The organism is Embleya sp. NPDC001921, from assembly GCF_053594475.1.
In genome coordinates this window covers 97,206-115,396 of sequence record NZ_JBSFEO010000036.1, presented here as the reverse complement: position 1 = coordinate 115,396, position 18,191 = coordinate 97,206, and the positions used below count along the sequence as shown (strand labels likewise).

At 69.0% G+C, this 18,191-nt stretch carries 15 protein-coding genes and 3 pseudogenes; 9 read left to right on the top strand and 9 right to left on the bottom strand.

Annotated features, from left to right (window positions below; translation table 11 throughout):
- Window positions 1-149 precede the first annotated feature (149 nt).
- From ACWCPW_RS34840 to ACWCPW_RS34830, 3 genes are all read left to right on the top strand, one after another.
- Window positions 150-542, top strand: coding sequence for a hypothetical protein (locus ACWCPW_RS34840; protein WP_449765570.1), 393 nt, complete (start codon window positions 150-152; stop codon window positions 540-542).
- A 156-nt stretch (window positions 543-698) separates the two neighbouring features.
- Window positions 699-1,817 (top strand): DUF4037 domain-containing protein, encoded by a 1,119-nt coding sequence (locus tag ACWCPW_RS34835; protein WP_449765569.1) that lies wholly within the window; start codon window positions 699-701, stop codon window positions 1,815-1,817.
- 137 nt (window positions 1,818-1,954) lie between these two features.
- The gene (locus ACWCPW_RS34830) at window positions 1,955-2,053 is read left to right on the top strand and encodes a hypothetical protein (RefSeq protein ID WP_449765568.1); all 99 of its coding nucleotides are present in this window, start codon (window positions 1,955-1,957) and stop codon (window positions 2,051-2,053) included.
- Window positions 2,054-2,346: 293 nt separating this feature from the next.
- On the opposite strand, the gene ACWCPW_RS34825 is transcribed toward ACWCPW_RS34830, so the two are convergent.
- Entirely contained in the window at window positions 2,347-2,805 is a 459-nt protein-coding gene (locus ACWCPW_RS34825; RefSeq protein ID WP_449765567.1) for a hypothetical protein, read from the bottom strand.
- A gap of 94 nt (window positions 2,806-2,899) precedes the next feature.
- Here ACWCPW_RS34825 and ACWCPW_RS34820 point away from each other — a divergent pair, with 94 nt between their 5' ends.
- Complete coding sequence (locus ACWCPW_RS34820) at window positions 2,900-3,277, top strand: hypothetical protein (protein ID WP_449765566.1); 378 nt, start codon at window positions 2,900-2,902, stop codon at window positions 3,275-3,277.
- A gap of 91 nt (window positions 3,278-3,368) precedes the next feature.
- Here ACWCPW_RS34820 and ACWCPW_RS34815 read toward each other — a convergent pair.
- Window positions 3,369-3,413: pseudogene (locus ACWCPW_RS34815) on the bottom strand (hypothetical protein); the annotation flags it as partial.
- Here ACWCPW_RS34815 and ACWCPW_RS34810 point away from each other — a divergent pair.
- Both ACWCPW_RS34810 and ACWCPW_RS34805 read left to right on the top strand, forming a co-directional pair.
- Window positions 3,403-3,771, top strand: a complete 369-nt coding sequence (locus ACWCPW_RS34810; protein WP_449765565.1) for a hypothetical protein — start codon at window positions 3,403-3,405, stop codon at window positions 3,769-3,771. The pseudogene ACWCPW_RS34815 and the gene ACWCPW_RS34810 overlap by 11 nt on opposite strands.
- Window positions 3,772-4,585: 814 nt before the next feature.
- Window positions 4,586-4,845: pseudogene (locus ACWCPW_RS34805) on the top strand (YnfA family protein); the annotation flags it as partial.
- Window positions 4,846-5,015: 170 nt separating this feature from the next.
- Here ACWCPW_RS34805 and ACWCPW_RS34800 read toward each other — a convergent pair.
- Window positions 5,016-6,578 (bottom strand): DUF6297 family protein, encoded by a 1,563-nt coding sequence (locus tag ACWCPW_RS34800; RefSeq protein ID WP_449765564.1) that lies wholly within the window; start codon window positions 6,576-6,578, stop codon window positions 5,016-5,018.
- Window positions 6,579-6,682: 104 nt separating this feature from the next.
- Window positions 6,683-7,345 (bottom strand): ABC transporter ATP-binding protein, encoded by a 663-nt coding sequence (locus tag ACWCPW_RS34795; RefSeq protein WP_449765586.1) that lies wholly within the window; start codon window positions 7,343-7,345, stop codon window positions 6,683-6,685.
- An 804-nt stretch (window positions 7,346-8,149) separates the two neighbouring features.
- Between ACWCPW_RS34795 and ACWCPW_RS34790 the strand changes: the two genes are divergently transcribed.
- Window positions 8,150-9,571: an FAD-binding oxidoreductase gene (locus tag ACWCPW_RS34790; RefSeq protein ID WP_449765563.1), complete on the top strand. Its 1,422-nt coding sequence runs from the start codon at window positions 8,150-8,152 to the stop codon at window positions 9,569-9,571.
- Window positions 9,565-10,455 carry a class I SAM-dependent methyltransferase gene (locus tag ACWCPW_RS34785; protein ID WP_449765562.1) on the top strand — a complete coding sequence of 297 codons (891 nt, stop codon included), beginning with the start codon at window positions 9,565-9,567 and terminating at the stop codon, window positions 10,453-10,455. Before ACWCPW_RS34790 ends, ACWCPW_RS34785 begins: the two co-directional genes overlap by 7 nt.
- A gap of 279 nt (window positions 10,456-10,734) precedes the next feature.
- On the opposite strand, the gene ACWCPW_RS34780 is transcribed toward ACWCPW_RS34785, so the two are convergent.
- Complete coding sequence (locus ACWCPW_RS34780) at window positions 10,735-12,126, bottom strand: amidohydrolase family protein (RefSeq protein ID WP_449765561.1); 1,392 nt, start codon at window positions 12,124-12,126, stop codon at window positions 10,735-10,737.
- 229 nt (window positions 12,127-12,355) lie between these two features.
- Between ACWCPW_RS34780 and ACWCPW_RS34775 the strand changes: the two are divergent.
- Window positions 12,356-12,553, top strand: a pseudogene (locus tag ACWCPW_RS34775) (Atu4866 domain-containing protein); the annotation flags it as partial.
- A gap of 25 nt (window positions 12,554-12,578) precedes the next feature.
- On the opposite strand, the gene ACWCPW_RS34770 reads toward ACWCPW_RS34775, so the two are convergent.
- The 4 genes from ACWCPW_RS34770 to ACWCPW_RS34755 form a co-directional block, all read right to left on the bottom strand.
- A complete protein-coding gene (locus ACWCPW_RS34770) occupies window positions 12,579-13,094 on the bottom strand; it encodes a S1 RNA-binding domain-containing protein (protein ID WP_449765560.1) in 516 nt (171 codons plus the stop codon).
- A gap of 330 nt (window positions 13,095-13,424) precedes the next feature.
- Entirely contained in the window at window positions 13,425-14,072 is a 648-nt protein-coding gene (thpR, locus tag ACWCPW_RS34765) for an RNA 2',3'-cyclic phosphodiesterase (protein WP_449765559.1), read from the bottom strand.
- A 625-nt stretch (window positions 14,073-14,697) separates the two neighbouring features.
- The gene (locus ACWCPW_RS34760) at window positions 14,698-16,377 is read right to left on the bottom strand and encodes an FAD-dependent oxidoreductase (RefSeq protein WP_449765558.1); all 1,680 of its coding nucleotides are present in this window, start codon (window positions 16,375-16,377) and stop codon (window positions 14,698-14,700) included.
- Between the two features lie 151 nt (window positions 16,378-16,528).
- Window positions 16,529-18,058, bottom strand: coding sequence for an APC family permease (locus tag ACWCPW_RS34755; protein WP_449765557.1), 1,530 nt, complete (start codon window positions 18,056-18,058; stop codon window positions 16,529-16,531).
- Between the last annotated feature and the right edge of the window lie 133 nt (window positions 18,059-18,191).

The following is an 18,191-nucleotide window of genomic DNA, read 5'->3' as shown; positions in this document are numbered from 1 at the left end:
GGGGGTCCTCGCGTTTGTCGGCCCGCACCCTACGCAGCCTCGACGGGTCCCGGACGTCCTCGGCCGAACGCGCCCGGCCACCGGGCACGCGAAGCGGGAGGTGCGCAACGCGGTTCCGGGCAGCCTCCACGGCGGCCCTGATCCGACCGGTGGTTCGATGCCGGACATCGGGGGCGTGGGCAACCAGGCGGCGCCCCGCACACAACCCGAAGGTCCCCAAGAGCAGGCCGCGCGAGATCCCCGACGAGCGGTGGACTGCGATCTTCGGGGCCCTGCGCTCCAACCGCGACCGGGCACTCCTGAGCCTGGACATCAGCAACGCGGCTCGGGCCGGCGAACTCCTCGGCGTCCGGGCCGCCGATCTGGACTGGGGCGACCAGCTGGTGAAGGTCAGCCGCAAAGGCAGCGACGACTTCCAGTGGCTGCCCGCCGGCCCGGACGCGTTCGTCTGGCTCCGCCTCTACCTGGCCGAGCCGGGTCCGCCGGAGCCGAACGCCGGCGGTGCTGTTCGGCGGCCTTCCCCCTCAGCCGCGTACGGATGAGCGCGGACAGGTTCTGGTGCGCTGACGGATGTCGCCCGGCCGCAGTTGCGGCTGCAGTGGGCGGTTCGGACCGGACGTACGCGCAGTCGACGGCGGCTCTGCCGGACGTGGAAAAGCCTTCGACCGTCCGCACGCCGATCAGGCACGCTCCCTGGCATGACCACGCCGTCCTTCGTTCCCGGGCTGGAACTCTCCCTCCGCTTCTACCTCGAAGCCGTACGGCCTCTCCTGGACGAGGCCGCCCCCGGGATCGCGCACTCCGCCGCCCGCCTCGGCAGCGGTTCGGAAGTCCTCGGGTTCGACACCGACCGCTCCGCCGACCACGAGTGGGGACCCCGCCTGCAGATCCACCTGCACCCGCGGGACGTCGCCCGCCACGGCGCGAGAATCACGGCACTGCTCTCCCAACGCCTGCCGAAGACCTTCCTCGGCTACCCGACGCACTTCGCCGCCACCGGCGACGCGGACATCCGCGTCATGCAGGCAACCGACGGACCGGTCCACCACCGCGTCGAAGTCACCGACCCGGGGGCCTGGTTCACCGCACAACTGGGCTTCGACCCGCGTACGGACGTCACCCCGGCGGACTGGCTCGCCACCCCCACCCAGCTCCTCGCCGAGGTCACCGCCGGCGCCGTCTTCCACGACGGACTCGGTCAACTGGCACCAGCCCGCGCCAACCTCGCCTGGTACCCCCACGACCTCTGGCTCCACCTGCTCGCCTGCCAGTGGCAGCGCATCTCCCAGGAGGAGGCCTTCGTCGGCCGCTGCGGCGAAGTCGGCGACGAACTCGGCTCAGCCGTCGTCGCGGCCCGGCTGGTGCGCGATCTGATGCGGCTCTGCCTGCTCATGGAGCGCCGCTACCCGCCCTACGGCAAGTGGCTCGGCAGCGCCTTCGCCCGCACTCCCCGGGCACCCGCCCTCACCCCGGTCCTCACCGCGGTCCTCGCCGCCACCGACTGGCACACCCGTGAGCACCACTTGGCCCGCGCCTACGAGACCGTCGCGGCCGTACACAACGAGCTCGGCCTCACCGACCCTGTCGACCCCGCCCCACGGCCCTACCACAGCAGGCCGTTTCGGGTCCTGCACGCCGAGCGTTTCACCGCGGCGCTGCGGACCCGCATCACCGACCCGGGGATCGGTTCCCTGCCCACGATCGGCACCGTCGACCAGTTCGTCGACAGCACCGACGTGCTCAGCCGTCCGGAACTGACGCGCGCCGCCACGCGCGCAACGATCCCGCCGCCCGAGAACTCCGTCTCGAGCGGCTAAAGGGAGAAGACGAAGCGGCCCGAGAATCGGGGACGTTGGTCTGTACGCGGCCGGGGATCCAAGGCCGCCGATAGCCGCCGGGCCGGCCCCTGCGCTACACGCCGCACGACTTCCGAAGGATCTTCGCGACCGAAGCCGTGGCCGGCGGACTGCCCGTCCACATCGCGGCCCGCGTCCTCGGCCACGCCTCGCTGACCACCACGGAGGCCTACGTCGCCGTATTCCAGAGGACCTGATCCGCTCCTACCGAGCCTTCCTGGACCAGCGCAGGTCCGTCCGCCCGGCGGAGGAGTACCGCGAGCCCGCCGACGAGGAATGGCGCGAGTTCCAGCAGCACTTCCACACCCGCAAGCTCGAACCGGGCGACTGCGCACGCCCCTACGGAACCCCCTGCCGACGCGCGCACTCCTGCTTAACCGAACTGACGTTGATCAGGTCTTCTGGGCCCGAGAATCGGGCTGGTAACAGAGCGTGGCAGTAGTTGATCGCCTTGACTCGGAGGCCTGGCGCGTCGCGGGTGAGCCTGGAATCAGACGGAGTCGACCAGGTGGCGTGAAGGCCCGTAGCCGATCTTCCAGCTCGCGCAGTAGCCGATGAGCCCGTCTGTGGTGCAGCGGACTGCGATGCTGACCCAGCGGACGTCCGAGGTCGGGCCGTCGTCGTAGAAGGTGAAGCCGACTGCGGTCTCGAACTCGTCCGAGCCGCATGTGCACTCGACGAAGTACCGGGCTTCGGCTTCTTCTTCCGTGGTCGGCCAGTACTGCTCGCCGTCCAGCATGTAGACGGTCTGGTCGCAACTGACGCAAGTGCGCCGCACGCATGTGGACGATTCATCGGTTTCAAGGACGAAGACCTGGCCTGTGCAGTGGCCGCAGCGTGCCGCTACCACTTGGTGTGCCGTGTACTCGTGTGGATCTGCGCCGAAGTAGGTGACCAGATCCTCGAGGTCGTCCCCTGTCCATCGGTCGTTGACTGTCCTGAGCGCCATGAGAGCACGGTAGCGGGCGGTCTCCGGATCGCCGGCGGCCGGGATGCCGGGCAGCGCATCATGCTGTGCCTCTGCTTGAGCGTCCAGCGGATCGGTGGATATCGGGCATGCCAAGGCTGACGACGGTCGTGCGGGAGGCCGCGTCCCTCATGGCCGGGAGCTTCTGGTCGGCGGCGGCGAGGGTGGTCTCGATTGCGGCGACCTCGCCGAGCCGGCCTTGTTGCTTCGCTTCGGTGAGGCGGTCGATCAGGTTGGCGTGGATCTCTTCGAGCCGGTGCCTTTGAGCTGGGTCAACCCGCGGGAGCGGACATATCACGCAGGCGTTTTCATGCGCGCAAGGGGTTCCGTAGTCGCGGCCGCAGACTCCGAGCGCGACCTTCCGCAGCTCGAAATGGGCGAGGAACTCGGCCCACTCGGCGGCGGTGAGGTCGCGGTATTCCTCGCTGGGCCGCTCCGCCCGGCGGCGCGATGAACGCCCGGTGGAGGGTGATCACGTCCCCGGGATCGATCGCCGCATAGCCCATCGTGGTGTCGAGCAGGGCATGCCCGCAGACCTTGGCGGCGATGTGGGGCGGGAGGCCGGAGCGGAGCGCATCGGTGACGAAGATTCTGCGGAAGTCGTGCGGCCGCCATTCGAGCGGCTCGCCGGCGATGGTGATGTGTGCCGCGATGCAGGAACTCGCTTACTGCGGCGACCTCGACACCGTGCTCGTCAAGAAGCGCGAACGGGCGCAACGGATCGCTCGTTTCCGCGACCCGGCCCACCCGTTCGACCCTCAACTCCGCGACATTGCTGATCCCCACGTCCGCCATCCGATCCTCCGCGTGCCGACGAACTCAACGACACGCGATGACAGCAGATCCAGCCCGATACCCGCACTGACAATCAGGAACACCACGGCAGTTCACCCGGCTGCGGCACCCCGGCTCAGACGACACGCGGAACCCGGCCCCTACCCCCGATAGTTCGGTCAACGGGGCGTCGGATGCCCGATGCTGCAGGTCTCACCACACCGGACATGTACCAACTCGGATCCGGAAATTGGATTATTGCGACCGGGCGGAGCTTCGACGGGCAAGCCGGATCCGATGAAACGCGTCACTGGTATGACGTCGAGGACGTCTGGTTCGAGATCTGCAACATGTCCGACGCCTACTGGGAGGACTATAGCCGCGCCTACAGTTGCGTCAGAATGCGCAAAGTAGCCTCGTAGAAGGCTCTGGTCTCGCGGATCATCCGAGCGGCGAGGCGACACCGGCCGATTACCGCCCGAGAAGAGACGATCCGACCAGCTCCGCCGGCCCACTGTAATCCCCGATTACACAGCAGATCGCCCGTTTCGCTGGTCACTGCTCCGACCAAGCCTCCGACAACGGCTCACCGAGCCTGGCCTCCGGTGACGAATCGGTCCAGGCCCCGGGCAACGCCTTGACGTCGAGATCGCCGTCCATCCGCACCCGTTCCCAAGACTCGTCCCGGTCACGCCCGCGGCCCCGTCCAAGGGCGTGGCCCCGGTCGCCGGACCTGCTCGCAACGCACGCCGGGCCCGACGACGTCGGACACCCGAAGACGGCCGGTCCTGCGATCGGACGGTGTGGCCGACCCAGGCACGCCATCGGTGCCACCAGCGACACGATCGCACGGCGTCCGGGCCGTGTCCGGGCGGTGTTCGGGTGTGGCCCCAGCGTCCCCGTCGACTCGTCGCGGCCGGACGTCCCGCCCGCCCGCCGACAACTGAAGGAACCGTGCGAGCGCTGCCCCCACTTCGCCGAGATCAACCACCGCGGCTGGGCATGGATCGGCAATGGATCGGCGTCGGCGTTCGCACTCGGCGTCTACTGATTCGTCGCCACCCTGCGGGACGACGCGAACATCGGCCGCATCCTCGCCGCCTACAGCGGCGTGTTCATCGCCGGGTCGATCGCCTGGGCTGGGGCATGGCCCTGGACGGCCGCCGCCCCGACGGCTACGACGTCACCGGAGCCCTGATCAGCCCGACCGGCGTGGCGGTGATCATGTACGCCCCGCGCGGCACCTGAGGACCGCACGCCACAGCTCGGGCGCGGCTCGGTCGGGTGCGGCGCAGCGCCGCCCAAGTACCCCACCCAGCCTCGGACTCCACCGCGTCCCAGGTTCCGGGCCGGGCTGCGCCGCGCCACCCGTTGCGGGAAGGAGCGCTACCCGGGCGCGCCCCTTCGCGCGCGGGGGGTCATCGGCGTGAGCGTGCCCGAGCACGGCCGCGGGCCCACCACAACATCAGCGCGGCCAGCGTCCAACACGCCGCGAGGCGGGTGACCGACGCCGTCACGCCGGAGGACACCGACAAGGGTGTACCGAGCAGCACGGTGAGCCCCGTGATGCCGACGATGGGACCGACCCCGTACCACAGGACGGCCATCGGCGGACCGAACTCCGCGAGCGCCGGGTGGGACAGCATCCACACCGGAGCCGGAGGACGGTACGCGCCGACCAGTCCCGCCGCGACCAGGACCGGTGCCGACGCGAGCACCACCAGCGGCGCCCCGGGGTGGGCGAGCACCATCACGGGCAACGCCATCAGGCAGCCCGACAACACCAGCGACACCATCGGGACCAGCGCGTGTTCGAGAGCCACGCGCTCGAACGGCCGCGGCAACCACGCGGCGCGGCGCACGTCGTCGCCGTCGAGCCGGGCAGGCTCCAAAAGCGCCGTCGCGGCAAAGTACCCCAGGAACGCCGCAGCGGCCGTGAGCAGGGTCGCCGCGGTCCCCGCGGCCTCCACCGCCGCGGTCGCGGTCGCGCCCGAAAGCGCCAGGAGCACCACCATCAGACCTACGCGTCGCGGTGCCGCGAGCAGGGCCACACAGTCGCGCCAGACGATCAGCAGGGCGGCCCGACGCGGTGCGCGCAGTCGGGCGGCCCATCGCTGTGTCCGCCCCGGCCGGCGCGTGCCCGCCGCCCTGGCCGCGGACAGCCTGGCGGCCCGCAGGTCCAATGCCCAAATTCCGGCCAGGGCCCCCGCGGATGCCTGTGCGCGTGTCCGGAGTTCGGCGGCGGGGATACTCGCGACCAGTCGCGGAACCGCCACGAGAGCGGCCGACACGGCGAGCACCGTCAGCGCGAGCGCGACCGGCCACAGCGGTACCGGCTCACCTGCGGCGGCGAGCACCGGCTGGGATGCCCACCCCCACGGGCCGGACCACAGTTCGACGGTCTCCAGGGTCCTCCAGCGGTGCCCCCGAGCGGCTGCGGCGACCTGAACCGTACCGACGGCGAGCACGAACACCAGGGCGGGACCGAGCCGGTGCAGCCGATCGACTGCCGATCGTGAACGCTCGACCGCCACCGCGCCGGTCACCGCGAGCACCGCGACGCCCGCACCGAACATCGCGAACGCCAGGAACCCGACGCCGACACCTCCCAGACCGGCGGCGGCGATCACCAACGCGCCGGCCAGTCCCGCCAGGACCGCCGCCAGAATCCAGATGCCCGCGGACAGCGCGAACCAGGGCAGCAGCACCGCGCCCCGGCGCACCGGAAGCGCAAGCAACCAGTCCACCTCGGCGCGGGGCGGCGTCACCGGACCGCGCCACGATGCGTCCCACGCGGCGAGGAGCAGGGCAGTGAACGCGACGAGGACCAGGACCGAGGGCAGCACCGCCGCCGACACGTCGGCGTGCGCCGCGAGCGGCCGTCCGCGACGTACGCCGTGGATCGCACCGGCCACGTACACGCCGTACCAGCTCGCCGGCACGAGCAGGACGACGTACGCCGCGTACCCGAATCGGCGCATCCTGTCCGCCCCGCGCCGGGTCCGCAACCACGCGATCGTCCGGCGCGTGGGGTCCGCGCGAGACGGCGCCTTCGGGGCGGCCTCGACGCCGGGCGCGGTACGGCTCACCGGTGCGGCTTCGCCGGCAGGTCGTCGGGTGTGCACTCCGCGACCACCCGGCCGTCCTCCAGCGTCAGCACGCGGTCGGCCACCGCCCGTGCGAGCTCTCGGTGATGAGTCGCGAAGAGGATCGTGGTGCCCCGGGTCCCCTCGGCGCGCAACCGGTCCGCGAGGCGATCCCGCGCGGTGGGATCCAGCCGCTGCTCGGGCTCGTCGAGCACGAGCAGATCTCGCGGACGCACCCACGCCGCCGCGAGCAGCATGGCCTGTGTCTGCCCGGAGGACAGCGAACCGGGCAGCGCGTCCGCGTGTTCCAGCAGACGTTGCTCGTCCAGACACCGCTCGATCACGGCCTCGGAGTCCGCGACACCGTGCGCCACCGCGACCAACTCCAGGTGCTGTCGGACCGTCAGATCCGGATAGCAACTGAGCGCTTCTCCGACCACCGCGACCCGAGATCGCACCCGCGAGTCGTCCTCGCTCATGGGCAGCCCGTCGAATCGGATCGAACCGGTCGTCGGCCGGTCACGTCCGCACGCCAGGCGCAGCAGCGTCGACTTGCCCGATCCGTTCGATCCCATCAAGGCCACCCGCTCGCCGCGGGTCACCTGGAGATCCAGGGGCTTCAACGCCTCCCGCCCACCGAAACGACGGCTCACACCCACCAGCGTCAACAAGACTTCCCCGCCCCCGCGATCGCGTTCCCCGGCCCCTCGGCATCGGACTCGGCCGGTCCCTCGGAACACCGGAATCGGCCACGGCCCGAGAGCCCTTCCCAACCCACCCTACGTGCCGGCATTCGCCCCCGTCCGCGCAAGGTGCCGCGTACAGGGCTTGCCCGCCTGTCCGGCCGGCCGCATGGTGCCCGAGCCACTCGGGCCGGTTTCGCCAAGAGAAATCCCGGGCGATTCCTTCGCGGATTCCTCACGGGAAACGTGCGTGTCGATCGTGGGCGCGGTCGCCGCGATCACCACCCGCCCGGCACCGGTGGCGCCGGGGTGGGACCGCCGTGTCTCACTCGGGGGTGCAACTCGGTCACCGGGGGCCGCGCGAAGCGTGAACCGCCCGCGCCGAGGGGCGGGTTGGTGCGGCCACCCCGGCTGCCTCGCCGCAGCCGGTGGCCCAACTGTCCGCCGGGACGGGGATTACCGCCCGGACACCGCGCTTGCTCGGGTGATCGCGGATGGCTCGTGAGGACGTGCCTTGTCGGCCAGGACGATCTCGGGTCGATTCCTGGGTCACCCGAGCGGGCACGACCGTGCCCATCTGAGTACGGGTACTCAGGCGGATCCAACCGGCCGGCTTCACCATACAGATGACGACACCGGTTCCCAGGACAAGAGCATGGCGACTGCGCTCACTGGCACCACCCATCTTCGGCGAATCCACGATTGGCGGGCAGACAACTCCCACACCTCGCCGAGACTTCAATCATTGACTGGCATTCACCGAGATCAATCGCAAGGACCACAATGCCTGCAGGCGCTCCGCGAAACCCCGCTACGGTAAACGACAAGCATTCCGCACTGAACCCCACACACGTTGCCGAGATCGTCCCCGTCAGGTCTACCGAGGATATCTGTGCCGCCGTCGAGGAGGCGACACGTACAGGACGAGGGGTGGCTATATGCGGAGGCCGCCATGCCATGGGCGGGCAGCAATTTTCCAGCAACGACATACTTGTCGACACCGCAGAATTCAACAGCGTTGTCTCTCTGGATGCCGAACGTGGCCTGGTCGAGGTAAATTCCGGAATCCAGTGGCAAGAGTTGCATGAATGGCTCCTGGCGAATCAGACCGGAGTCGAGAAGGTATGGACGTTCCGGCAGAAGCAGACAGGCGCCAACCGGCTGAGCATCGGTGGTTGCCTCGCGGCGAACGTACACGGCCGCGGCTTGACTCTGCCTCCGTTCGTCAGCGACGTCGAGAGCTTCACCATTGTCGGTTCGCAAGGTGAGGTGAAGCGGTGCAGCCGTGAGGAGAACGCAGACCTGTTCGCCCTCGCTATCGGCGGGTACGGTCTTTTCGGCGTCATAGGGAACGTGACGCTGCGTCTCACGGAGCGGTACAAGGTGCGCCGCGTGGTGGAGATTGGTCGAATCGACGATCTGCAGGAATCGTTTGACCGGCGCATCGCCGAGGGCTTCACGTACGGGGACTTCCAGTTCGACATCGACCCGGTCGCGGATACATTTCTGCAGCGCGGCGTGTTCTCGTGCTACCAGCCGATCGGCAGTGATGCGGACATTCCCGAGGATCAGCGCATTCTAACTCCCGATGACTGGCGTCGCCTGTTGCTGCTTGCCCATACGGATAAGTCGGCGGCATTCGATCACTATGCCAAGCACTACCTGGCCACTTCGGGTCAGGTTTATTGGTCCGACGGCCATCAATTCGCCACGTACATTGACGACTACCACCTCGCGGTCGACGAGGTACTCGGCCATCGGGGCTCCGAGGTTATTACCGAAATCTTCGTTCCCCGCTCTCGACTCACCGAATACCTGGCAGCAGCCGCTGACTACCTGCGTAGCAACAACGTCGAGCTCATCTACGGCACCATACGGCTTGTCCAGCGCGACGATGAAACCTTCCTCGCCTGGGCCCGCTCCGACTACGCGTGCATCATCTTCAATCTCCACGTGCGCCATGACGCCACGGGGCACGAAGAGGCCGGCACGGCATTCCGTGGCCTGATCGACCTGGCCATCACGCACAACGGTAGCTTCTACCTCACCTACCATCGGCACGCGACTCGCGAGCAGATAGAAGTTTGCCACCCGAAGTTCAGCGAATTCCTGACCCTCAAACGCGCCCACGACCCGCAGGAACGCTTCACCAGCGACTGGTACCGTCACCACAGGGACCTTTTCGAAACGGCACAAACATGGTGACCGTTTCCGCGACGGCTCTGGTCGTTGCAGGAGGGCAGCTACTCGTCGGGCAGGATCCGACATGGCGCCCGCTGGTCGGTCCGCAGGCACAGGCATTCCTGCGGGCTGCCCTGGGGAACGCCGCATTCCCATGGAATTTGCTTGCTGCCGCGACGCGATGGAGAATTACACGAGGCCCCTTGCACGGGCTGGAGCGTATCTTTCTCCCCGGGCTCTTTACGCACCAAGCGCTGCGCAAGCAGTTGCTGCGGGAGTGGACACGCCAAGCCATTTCTGAAGGGGTGGAGCAAGTCGTAGTTCTGGGTTCAGGGCTCGATACGCTCTCTCTGGAGCTCTCCGAGGTATTTCCCGGTACCCGCTTTATCGAATTCGACCGTGGCCCGTCTTTGAATCTCAAGCGGTCAGCGTATGAGCGCTACGGTGGCGGCCTGAAGAGCAATCATGCGCTGGTCGAGGGCGACCTCACGCGCGGCGGGGTCGAGGATCAGTTGTCACGTTGCCCACTGTATGTTCGGCAAGCGCGGACATTGTTCGTTGTCGAAGGTGTGTTGATGTACCTGGAAGCAGAAGAGGTCACCGTACTGCTCGGTGAGCTGGGTGTCCGCCCATCGGGTACTACGTGGTGTGCGTTTTCTTTTATGGGCCTCGATTTCTCGGGTCGACCGTCGTTTGTAGACGAACGTACTCCCATGCAAGGCTGGCTTCGTCGACGCAACGAGGCATTTCGCTGGGGCAGCACCCACGAGCAGCTCGCCGACATGCTCGCCACGGCGGGTTTCACGGTACGCGCAATAACAGAGCGAGACACCCTCGCAGGCCGCGCTCCGGACAAAAACGCCAAAGTGGCCCGTGGTGAATATCTGTGTCTTTCGCAGAACTCCTGACCATCAATGCGTGAACGGGCAGGGACTGCCACGTGCAGCCCTGGTCGGCGCGATCGTCGGCGCGGCCGGCCCGGGAAGTCGGCTGTCCCGAAATGCTGGGCGCGGTCGCTGTGGGCCTGGGGGAAGTCGCGGGAGCGGGGCGGGACATGGGAAGTCCGAAAGGGGGCGTCCGGTTGCCGCCCGGCTCTTCTCGTGCGCCCGGATCGGCCGATGGGCGACCGGGGTGCGGTGGGTGCCCCCGGCCGTGGCGGCACGGTCGGGGGACGAAGGTCGAATCGGTCAGGCGGCCGGGGTATTCAGCACGTACTCGCGCGAGGCGTGTACCTCGCTGCGCAGGGCCGCCAGGTCGACGTCGAGAACCCGGCCGTCCCACTTGCGGGGCTCGCCGTTGACCAGGACGGCGCTGATGTTGCGGGCGTCCGAGCCCAACACGATGGTGCCGATCGGGTCGTTGAGCGGCATGTTGTTGAGGTCCTCGGCCCGGACGACCAGCAGGTCGGCCTTCTTGCCCGGGGTGAGCGAGCCGGTGACGGCGGCCAGGCCGTTGGTGCGGGCGCCCTGGAGGGTGGCGAAGTCGAGGACGTCGTGGGTGGTGATGCGGGAGGGCTGCCGGTCGGTGCCGTAGGCGGTGTTGACCGCGCGCATCCGCTGGATGGCGTGCAGGGCCCGCATCTGTGTGAACATGTCGCTGGCCAGGGCGACTTCGACGTCGATGCTCAGTCCGGGGCGAATGCCGACGGCGAGTGCCTCGTCGACGGCGGGGATCGCGGTCTCCAGACCGATCTGCGCGTCGGAGGTCGGGGCGAGGGCCACGGTGGTGCCGGTCTCCCCCATCGCCTTCCATGCCTCGGGGGTCAGTCCGGTGGAGTGGATGAGGGTGACGTCGGGGCTGAGGAAGCCGTCCTTGGCCCAGCGCAGAACCGCCTCGGAGCCGGACGTGCCGAACACGGCGTCCACGCTCACTCCGATCCCCAACTCTGCTGCGGTGCGGGCGAGTTCGGGGCCGTATGCGAGTGCCGGTCCGGCGATCTCGTCGGTGGCCAGGGCCGCCAGGCGCAGGGTGAGCAGTTGGTCGTCGCTGCTGAAGTACCGGTCCTTGAGGCGGGTCAGGTCGCCGGGCCATTGTCGGTCCCACGCGCCGAAGTGCGGGCCCATCGAGGCGTGCACGCCGCGGATGCCGGTGTCGACGAGGGCCCCGATGGCGGCGTCGGAGTGCTCGCGGGTGCGGGAGTTGTGGGAGAAGTCGAGCATGGTCGTGATGCCGCTGTCGATCGCGGTCAGGGCGGCCAGTCTGGTGCCGATGTACATGTCCTGGGGTCGGTAGACCGTGGCGTAACCGGCCAGGGTGGCCATGACATAGCCGCCGAGGTCGTCGACGTCCGGCATGATCCGGCGCAGCTGTGCCTCCCAGGCGTGCCGGTGGGTGTCGACGAAGCCGGGAGTGAGGATCGTGCCGGTGGCGTCGACGACCACGGCATCGCCGGCGTCGAGGTCGCGGCCGACCGCGGTGATCGTGTCGCCCTCGACGAGGAGGTCGCCGCCGCCGATGACGCCGAGCACGGAGTCCATCGTGACGACGGTCGCGCCGGTGAACAGGATGCGCCGCCGGTCGGCGGGCCGACGCCGGAGCTCTTCGAGCACGGCGGCGCTGGTGGTGTCGTGGACGTCCATGAGAGGTCTTCCTTTCGTACGGCGGAGAGGGCCGGGAGGATGGGCGATCGGGGGAAGGGTCCGAGGCGAGAGTTCGGCAGCTACAGCGGCTGCCTGACCACCAGGTTCGTCGCGCGGTGGAATCGGAACCAGGCCGCCGTCATCCCAGGTGTCCGACACCCAGGAAGCCTTCACCTCGGGAGACGTCGGCCTGGCTACCACCGGCCGCCGCCGCGGCGATCGTCAAGCCATGACCGGCAACGACACGCCCCGCGACCCGCACCCCCACCTCGGCATCACGCCCCGCGCCCCGCACCCCCACCTCGGCTTGTGGGCAACCGCTGACGGCTTCATCCGCCAGGAGCTACTGCCCGACGGCCGCTACGACGAGGCCCGCGACAATCGAGGCAGCACCTACACCGGCGGCTACACCGTCACCGGCCCGCACCCGACGGTGCCACCAACCGAGAGCGTCAGCGCACCACGTCAACGATTCGGAGTCGGACCTGCCGTCGATGCAGATTGATGGCACAGACGTTCACCGCCACGACGTCGCCCTCGGCGCAGGTGCGGCCTTCCGCCGCCAACCGTGCCAAGCCCGGGTCGTCGGCCGGCACCAGCCCATGGACCCCGGCGTCCAGGCGGACCGCCACCCCGGGCGGAATGATCCTGTCCACGGTCCCCGAGACCTCCTCGCCGAGTCGGGACCGGGCGAAGGCAACGAGGGGATCCGGCTCCAGGTCCTTCAACGACAACGACACCCGTTCGCGATCCGGGTCGATGTCCAGCACGACGACGGTCACCGACTCCCCGACGCGGGCGACCTCGGAGAAATGATCGAAGCGTGCCCACGCCAGGTTCGCGGCGCTCACCATCCCGTCGAGCCCGCCGATGTCCACGAAGACCCCGAAGTCCACGACCGCGGACACGATTCCACGCCGGACCTCACCGGGCTCCAACGCCTCCAGCACCGTTCGCCGCCGGCTCACGTGTTCTTCCGTCAAGGCGCGCCCTCCCCGTACGCGGCGCTCGCCCCGCTCCTGCTCGCGGACGAACCCGCCCGGGAAACGATCTCATCCCCCACGGGAAACCGGACAGACGTTCGCCCTGCTCCGCCGGGTGCACGGCACTCGTGAACGGCCGTCGCAAGCGTCGAGGCCGGACGTCTCCGAAAGTTGCCTCTCACGGGAACCTTCGCCGGGTCGCCCAGCGACTCCCCGAAGCATCGGAATGCATGGGAACGATGACGTTCGATCCGGCGGGAGCGCCTCGCGCGAACGCCGGCCGGCTCGGGCGGCGCTCACTTCGAACGGCGGCGCTCACGTCGAACAGGACTCCTCGGCACCATCCCGCTTTCCCGCGCGTACGTGCGACGAGAGCCTGCCCACCAACGGCCACGTCGCCACGTCGTGGTACCGGGCCGGTCCGTTGCCGATGTCGCTCCGCACCAGGTGCAGCCGGGCCGCGGTCCATTCCGCCCCGTCGAATCCGGCGAGATCGGCCGCCGGGGCGGTGAGCGCACCGCCCCGAGGGCGCCGCCCGCCCGCCCCGCGTGCTTGGGCGACGCGGGCCAGAGTCACGTGACCGTGCCACGGCCGGTCCTCGACCGGGATATGGCATTTGCCGGCCGCGCGCCGTACGGCCACGGCCAGGGCAGTCATCGCCCGTCGATCGCCCCGGATCCCGATCCACAGGGTGCGATCGCCGAAACGGCCGCTGCCGGTGAGCGCGAGGTTCCGCGGCGGATGGCGTGCGGCGACGCGGGCGAGCCGGGTCTCCAACTCGATCCGGGTTTTCGGCTCCACGGTGCCGAGAAAGGCGAGAGTGAGGTGCCAACCTTCGGGCCCGGTCCAGCGCAGCCCGTCGTACCGGGAGCGGACCGGGTCGACGGCACGACGCAATTCCGCCACCGCTTCGGGGGGCGGCACGAGCGCCACGAACAAGCGCATGGAGCCGTTTTCGCTCACCCATCCATCAGAACACGGCCGCGGCACGACCGCGAACAACCCCATCCCGCCCGAGTACACCTGTCCTTGTCAGTGGCGGAAGAGCACGACCACGCGGCCGTGCGGGGATTCGGTGTCGTCGGGGATGTTCGTGATTGCGGTCGGGGCACGGCTGTCGACGCCGGTGACGCCCGGGAACCCGGAACCCGGGAACCCCCGACGCAGGCACGAAACCGGCGTCCGGGCAGGACGGCGGAACGACCGTGAAATGCGCGGCCCCGACCACCGCCGTGCCGAGGCCGGGGAGGCGCCCGTGACCGCAGAACCGGGCCGCGCGGTGACGGACGCCGACAAGCCGTACCCCGACCCGGCGTCGTGCACGGGTGGACGGCGGGCGGACGCGTTGCGCTTCGCCGGCCCGCCGGGTGCCCACCGGCGTGTGTCGGACGAGGTGTTCGAACCCGCCGAGCGCCAGGCCTCCTGGGGCTCGGCGGGTCTCGCCGGGTGTCCGCGACGAACGAGAACCCGAGCACGCGACCGGGACCGGGACCGTCCCGAGAATCCGCGAGGGTGCCGACTCCCCCGCCGCTGACTCCCACGCCGGATTCGACCACGCCGGCGGTCCGGTCGTCCTTCGGAGGCCTGCTCAGGCCAGGCCGAGGACCTCCCGTGCGGCGCGTTCGCCCTCGGTGGCGCCGCCTTCCATGAAGCCTTGGAAGTCGTAGGAGGTGTGTTCGCCGGAGATGTGCACGTTGCGCTGCCGGGTGCCCTCGTAGCCGGCGTAGCGGTGCAGGTAGCCGACGGGCCAGTACGAGTAGGCGCCCAGCGAGTACGGGTTCTTGGTCCAGGCCGACAGTTGGGCCTTCCCGGTCCACTGGGCCTTCGTGCCGGGGAAGAGCTTGTCGATCTGCGTCAGGTAGGTGTTCGCCAAATTCACGACGTAGGCGTCCTGTTCGGCGGTGTTGAACGGGCCGGACGGGTTGAGGGTGGAGGCCATCGTGCCGCCGCCGTACTGGATCAGCACGCCCTTGGTTCCGGGTTGGCCCTTGGTGGTGTCCCAGGTCTGCTGGAACGGCAGATCGGTGAAGGCGTCGCCGGCCGCCACGCCCGGCCAGGGCCCGAGGCCGTTGCCGCTCGCGCCCAGCCAGGTGCGCTTGCTGAACTGCATGTTGAGTTTGGAGACGTGGCCCATGCGGGAGTCGCGCAGCAGGTTCGTCATCAGCGGATCGAACCCGGCCCGGGTCAGGTCGAGACCCTTGAGGATCGGCAGCGGGACGGCCAGGATCGTGTGGTCCGCGGTCACAGTGGTCGTCGTGCCGTTGGCGTCGAAGGTGAGGGTCTGGGTGCCGTCGTCGTTCGCCCGAACGGCGAGCAGCTTGTGCCCCATTCGCACGGTGCCGGACGGCAGCGCGGCGTTGATGGCGTGTGGGACCTGGTCGTTGCCGCCGACCACGTGGTAGCGCTCGTTGGAGCCGCCCCAGATGTTGAAGTGTCCCGGGTTGGACTGCCAGCCGAGCATGCACACGGCGGCGTACGCGGACTGGTCGGCGGTCTCCGCGCCGTATTCGACGTTGTACGCGACGTCGAGGAACTGCCCGAGCGTGGACGAGGAGCCGCCCGGGGTTCGGGAGTCGATCCAGTCGCGCAGGTTCATGTTCGAGATCGCGGTGCCGGTGGCGGTGGTCCGGTTCCAGGTGACGTCGCCGCATTCCTGGTAGTCCCGGCGGACCGCCTGGTACATCGCCTTGAAGTCCTCGTCGGCCTGAGCGCGCGAGTAGTAGGTGTTGTCGAACCACAGGGTCTCGGTGGCGCCGCTGGGCCCGGAGCCGGCGAAGTCCACGGTGGCCAACCCGAATCGGCGGCACAGTTCGAGCATCTTCTTGTGCCCGGTGTCGATCAGCTCGCCGCCGATCTCCGAGGTCTGGCCGCCGCCCCAGTAGGTCTTCTGCGAGAACATCCGGCCGCCGACGCGGGTGGGATTCGCCTCGTACACGGTGGCCTTCACCCCGGCGTCGGCCAGGGTCAGCGCCGCCGTCAGCCCGGCTATGCCGGCGCCGACGATGACCACCCGCCCCGGGTTCACCGGGGGTCTGGGCGCGCTCTCCGCGGCCAGAGCCGGGCGGCTCAGCGCGGTGCCGGCCAGGCCCAGGCCCATCCCCAGCACTCCGGCACGCTTGATCAACGCACGCCGGCTCGGCCCGGCGGGATCGGCGACGGCCTCGTCACGGATGTCCCGGTACTCGCCGACCGGCATCCGCAAGGCCGCGGCGGCTCGGTGGTCGGCGACGGTGCGCTGCAGTGCGGCCATGGCACGGGTGCGATTCATTGTGGCGCTCCTTGGGAAGAGGTCGGTTCCTGGCCGGAACAAGAGGTGCGCACGCCAAAGCCCCGGGAGGTACGCAGAACCAGGAAGGAAGTACGTGGTGCCCGGGGCCTGGGGGCGAGATCACGCGAGGCGGGATCCGCACAAGGAGGAATCAGCGCTCGGCCGCGTCCTCGAGGATGATGCGGCCCATGCGCTCGTAGCGTTCGGGGCGCTGGTGCTTCATGTAGAGGGCGAGGGCGATGCCCGCGACGAAGAAGCCGCCGACGATGTACGGGATGAGCTCGAACAGCAGCGTGTCCGCGGCCGCGCCCGCCGCCGTGTCCATGTTGTAGACGAGCAGTCCGACCACGGCGGCCATCGCGACGCCTCCGACGATCGGCGCGGTGAGGGTGGCGAACCAGTGCTTGGTCTCGGGGTGCTTGTGCTGTACGTGGAAGTAGCCGACGACGGAGAAGGAGCACAGGGTCTGGACGATGAGGATCGCCATCGTGCCCAGCAGCGCGAGGAGGCCGTACAGGTGCACCGACGGGTCCATGTCCGCGGCGATGAACGCCACCACGAGGACGATCGCGATGACGGACTGGACGAAGGAGGCGATGTACGGCGAGCCGTGCTTGACGTGGGTCTTGCCGAGCGCCGGGTGGATGAAGCCTTCGCGGCCGATGGCGTAGAGGTAGCGCGAGGCGCACTGGTGGAAGGCCATCGCACAGGCGAAGGAACCGGTGACCACCAGCCACTGGAAGATCTTGACCGAGGTGTCGCCGAAGTGCTCGCCCAGCGGCGCGAAGAACAGGGTGCCCTCGGAGGCCGCTTCGGCCAGACCGGACTTGCCGGCGGCGGAGACCATCATCCAGGACACGAAGATGTAGAACAGGCCGACGCCGACGACCGAGATGAGGGTGGCCCTGGGGACCACCTTCTTCGGGTCGCGGGACTCCTCCCCGTACATCGCCGTGGACTCGAAGCCGACCCAGGACCAGAAGGCGAAGAAGAGTCCGAGCCCGGCGGCGCCCATGCTGCCGTTGATCCCGTCGAAGGCCTTGAGCGGGTCGATCGCCTCGCCGACGATGCCGTCCGGTCCCCCGCCGGTGAACAACACCGCGAAGGAGACGGCGGCGAGGACCGCGATCTCCAGGATCAGCGCGACGCCGAGGAATTTGGCCGTCAGGTGGATGTCGAAGAACGCCATCGCCGCGATGGCCAGCAGCCCGAACATCGCGTAGTAGCCCCAGTGCAGGTCGAGACCCCACTGGTCGCTCGCGAGTTGTTTGAACGAGGCGGCGAAGAAGCCGATGATCGAGGCTTCGAAGACGACGTACGCCAGGACCGCGAGCAGGCCCGAGGCCATGCCCGCGACGCGGCCGAGGCCGTGCGAGATGAAGCCGTAGAACGCGCCGGCGGCGGTGATGTGTTTGGCCATTGCAACGTATCCGACCGAGAAGACGGTCAGCACGAGGGTGGCGAACAGGTACGCGGCGGGGGCCCCGATGCCGTTGCCCGACCCGGCGATGATCGGCAGGTTGCCGGTCATCGCGGTGATCGGGGCGGCGGTGGCGACCGCCATGAAGACGACGCCGACCAGGCCGACGGAGTTGGCCTTGAGCCGGTTGACCTGTTCGCCGGGAACCGGCAGAGCCACGTCGACCTCGGCACTGTCGAGGGGCTGTTGCTGGGTGGACATCCCACCTCCTTGAGGGTGCGGCCGGAAACGGCACGCCACGTCTGACGGACGCCTGTTCTCCGGTTCTTCGTTGAACAGGACGAACGCGATCCGACGGGCCGTCAGCTTCCCGCCGAATCGAGTCGGCTCACAA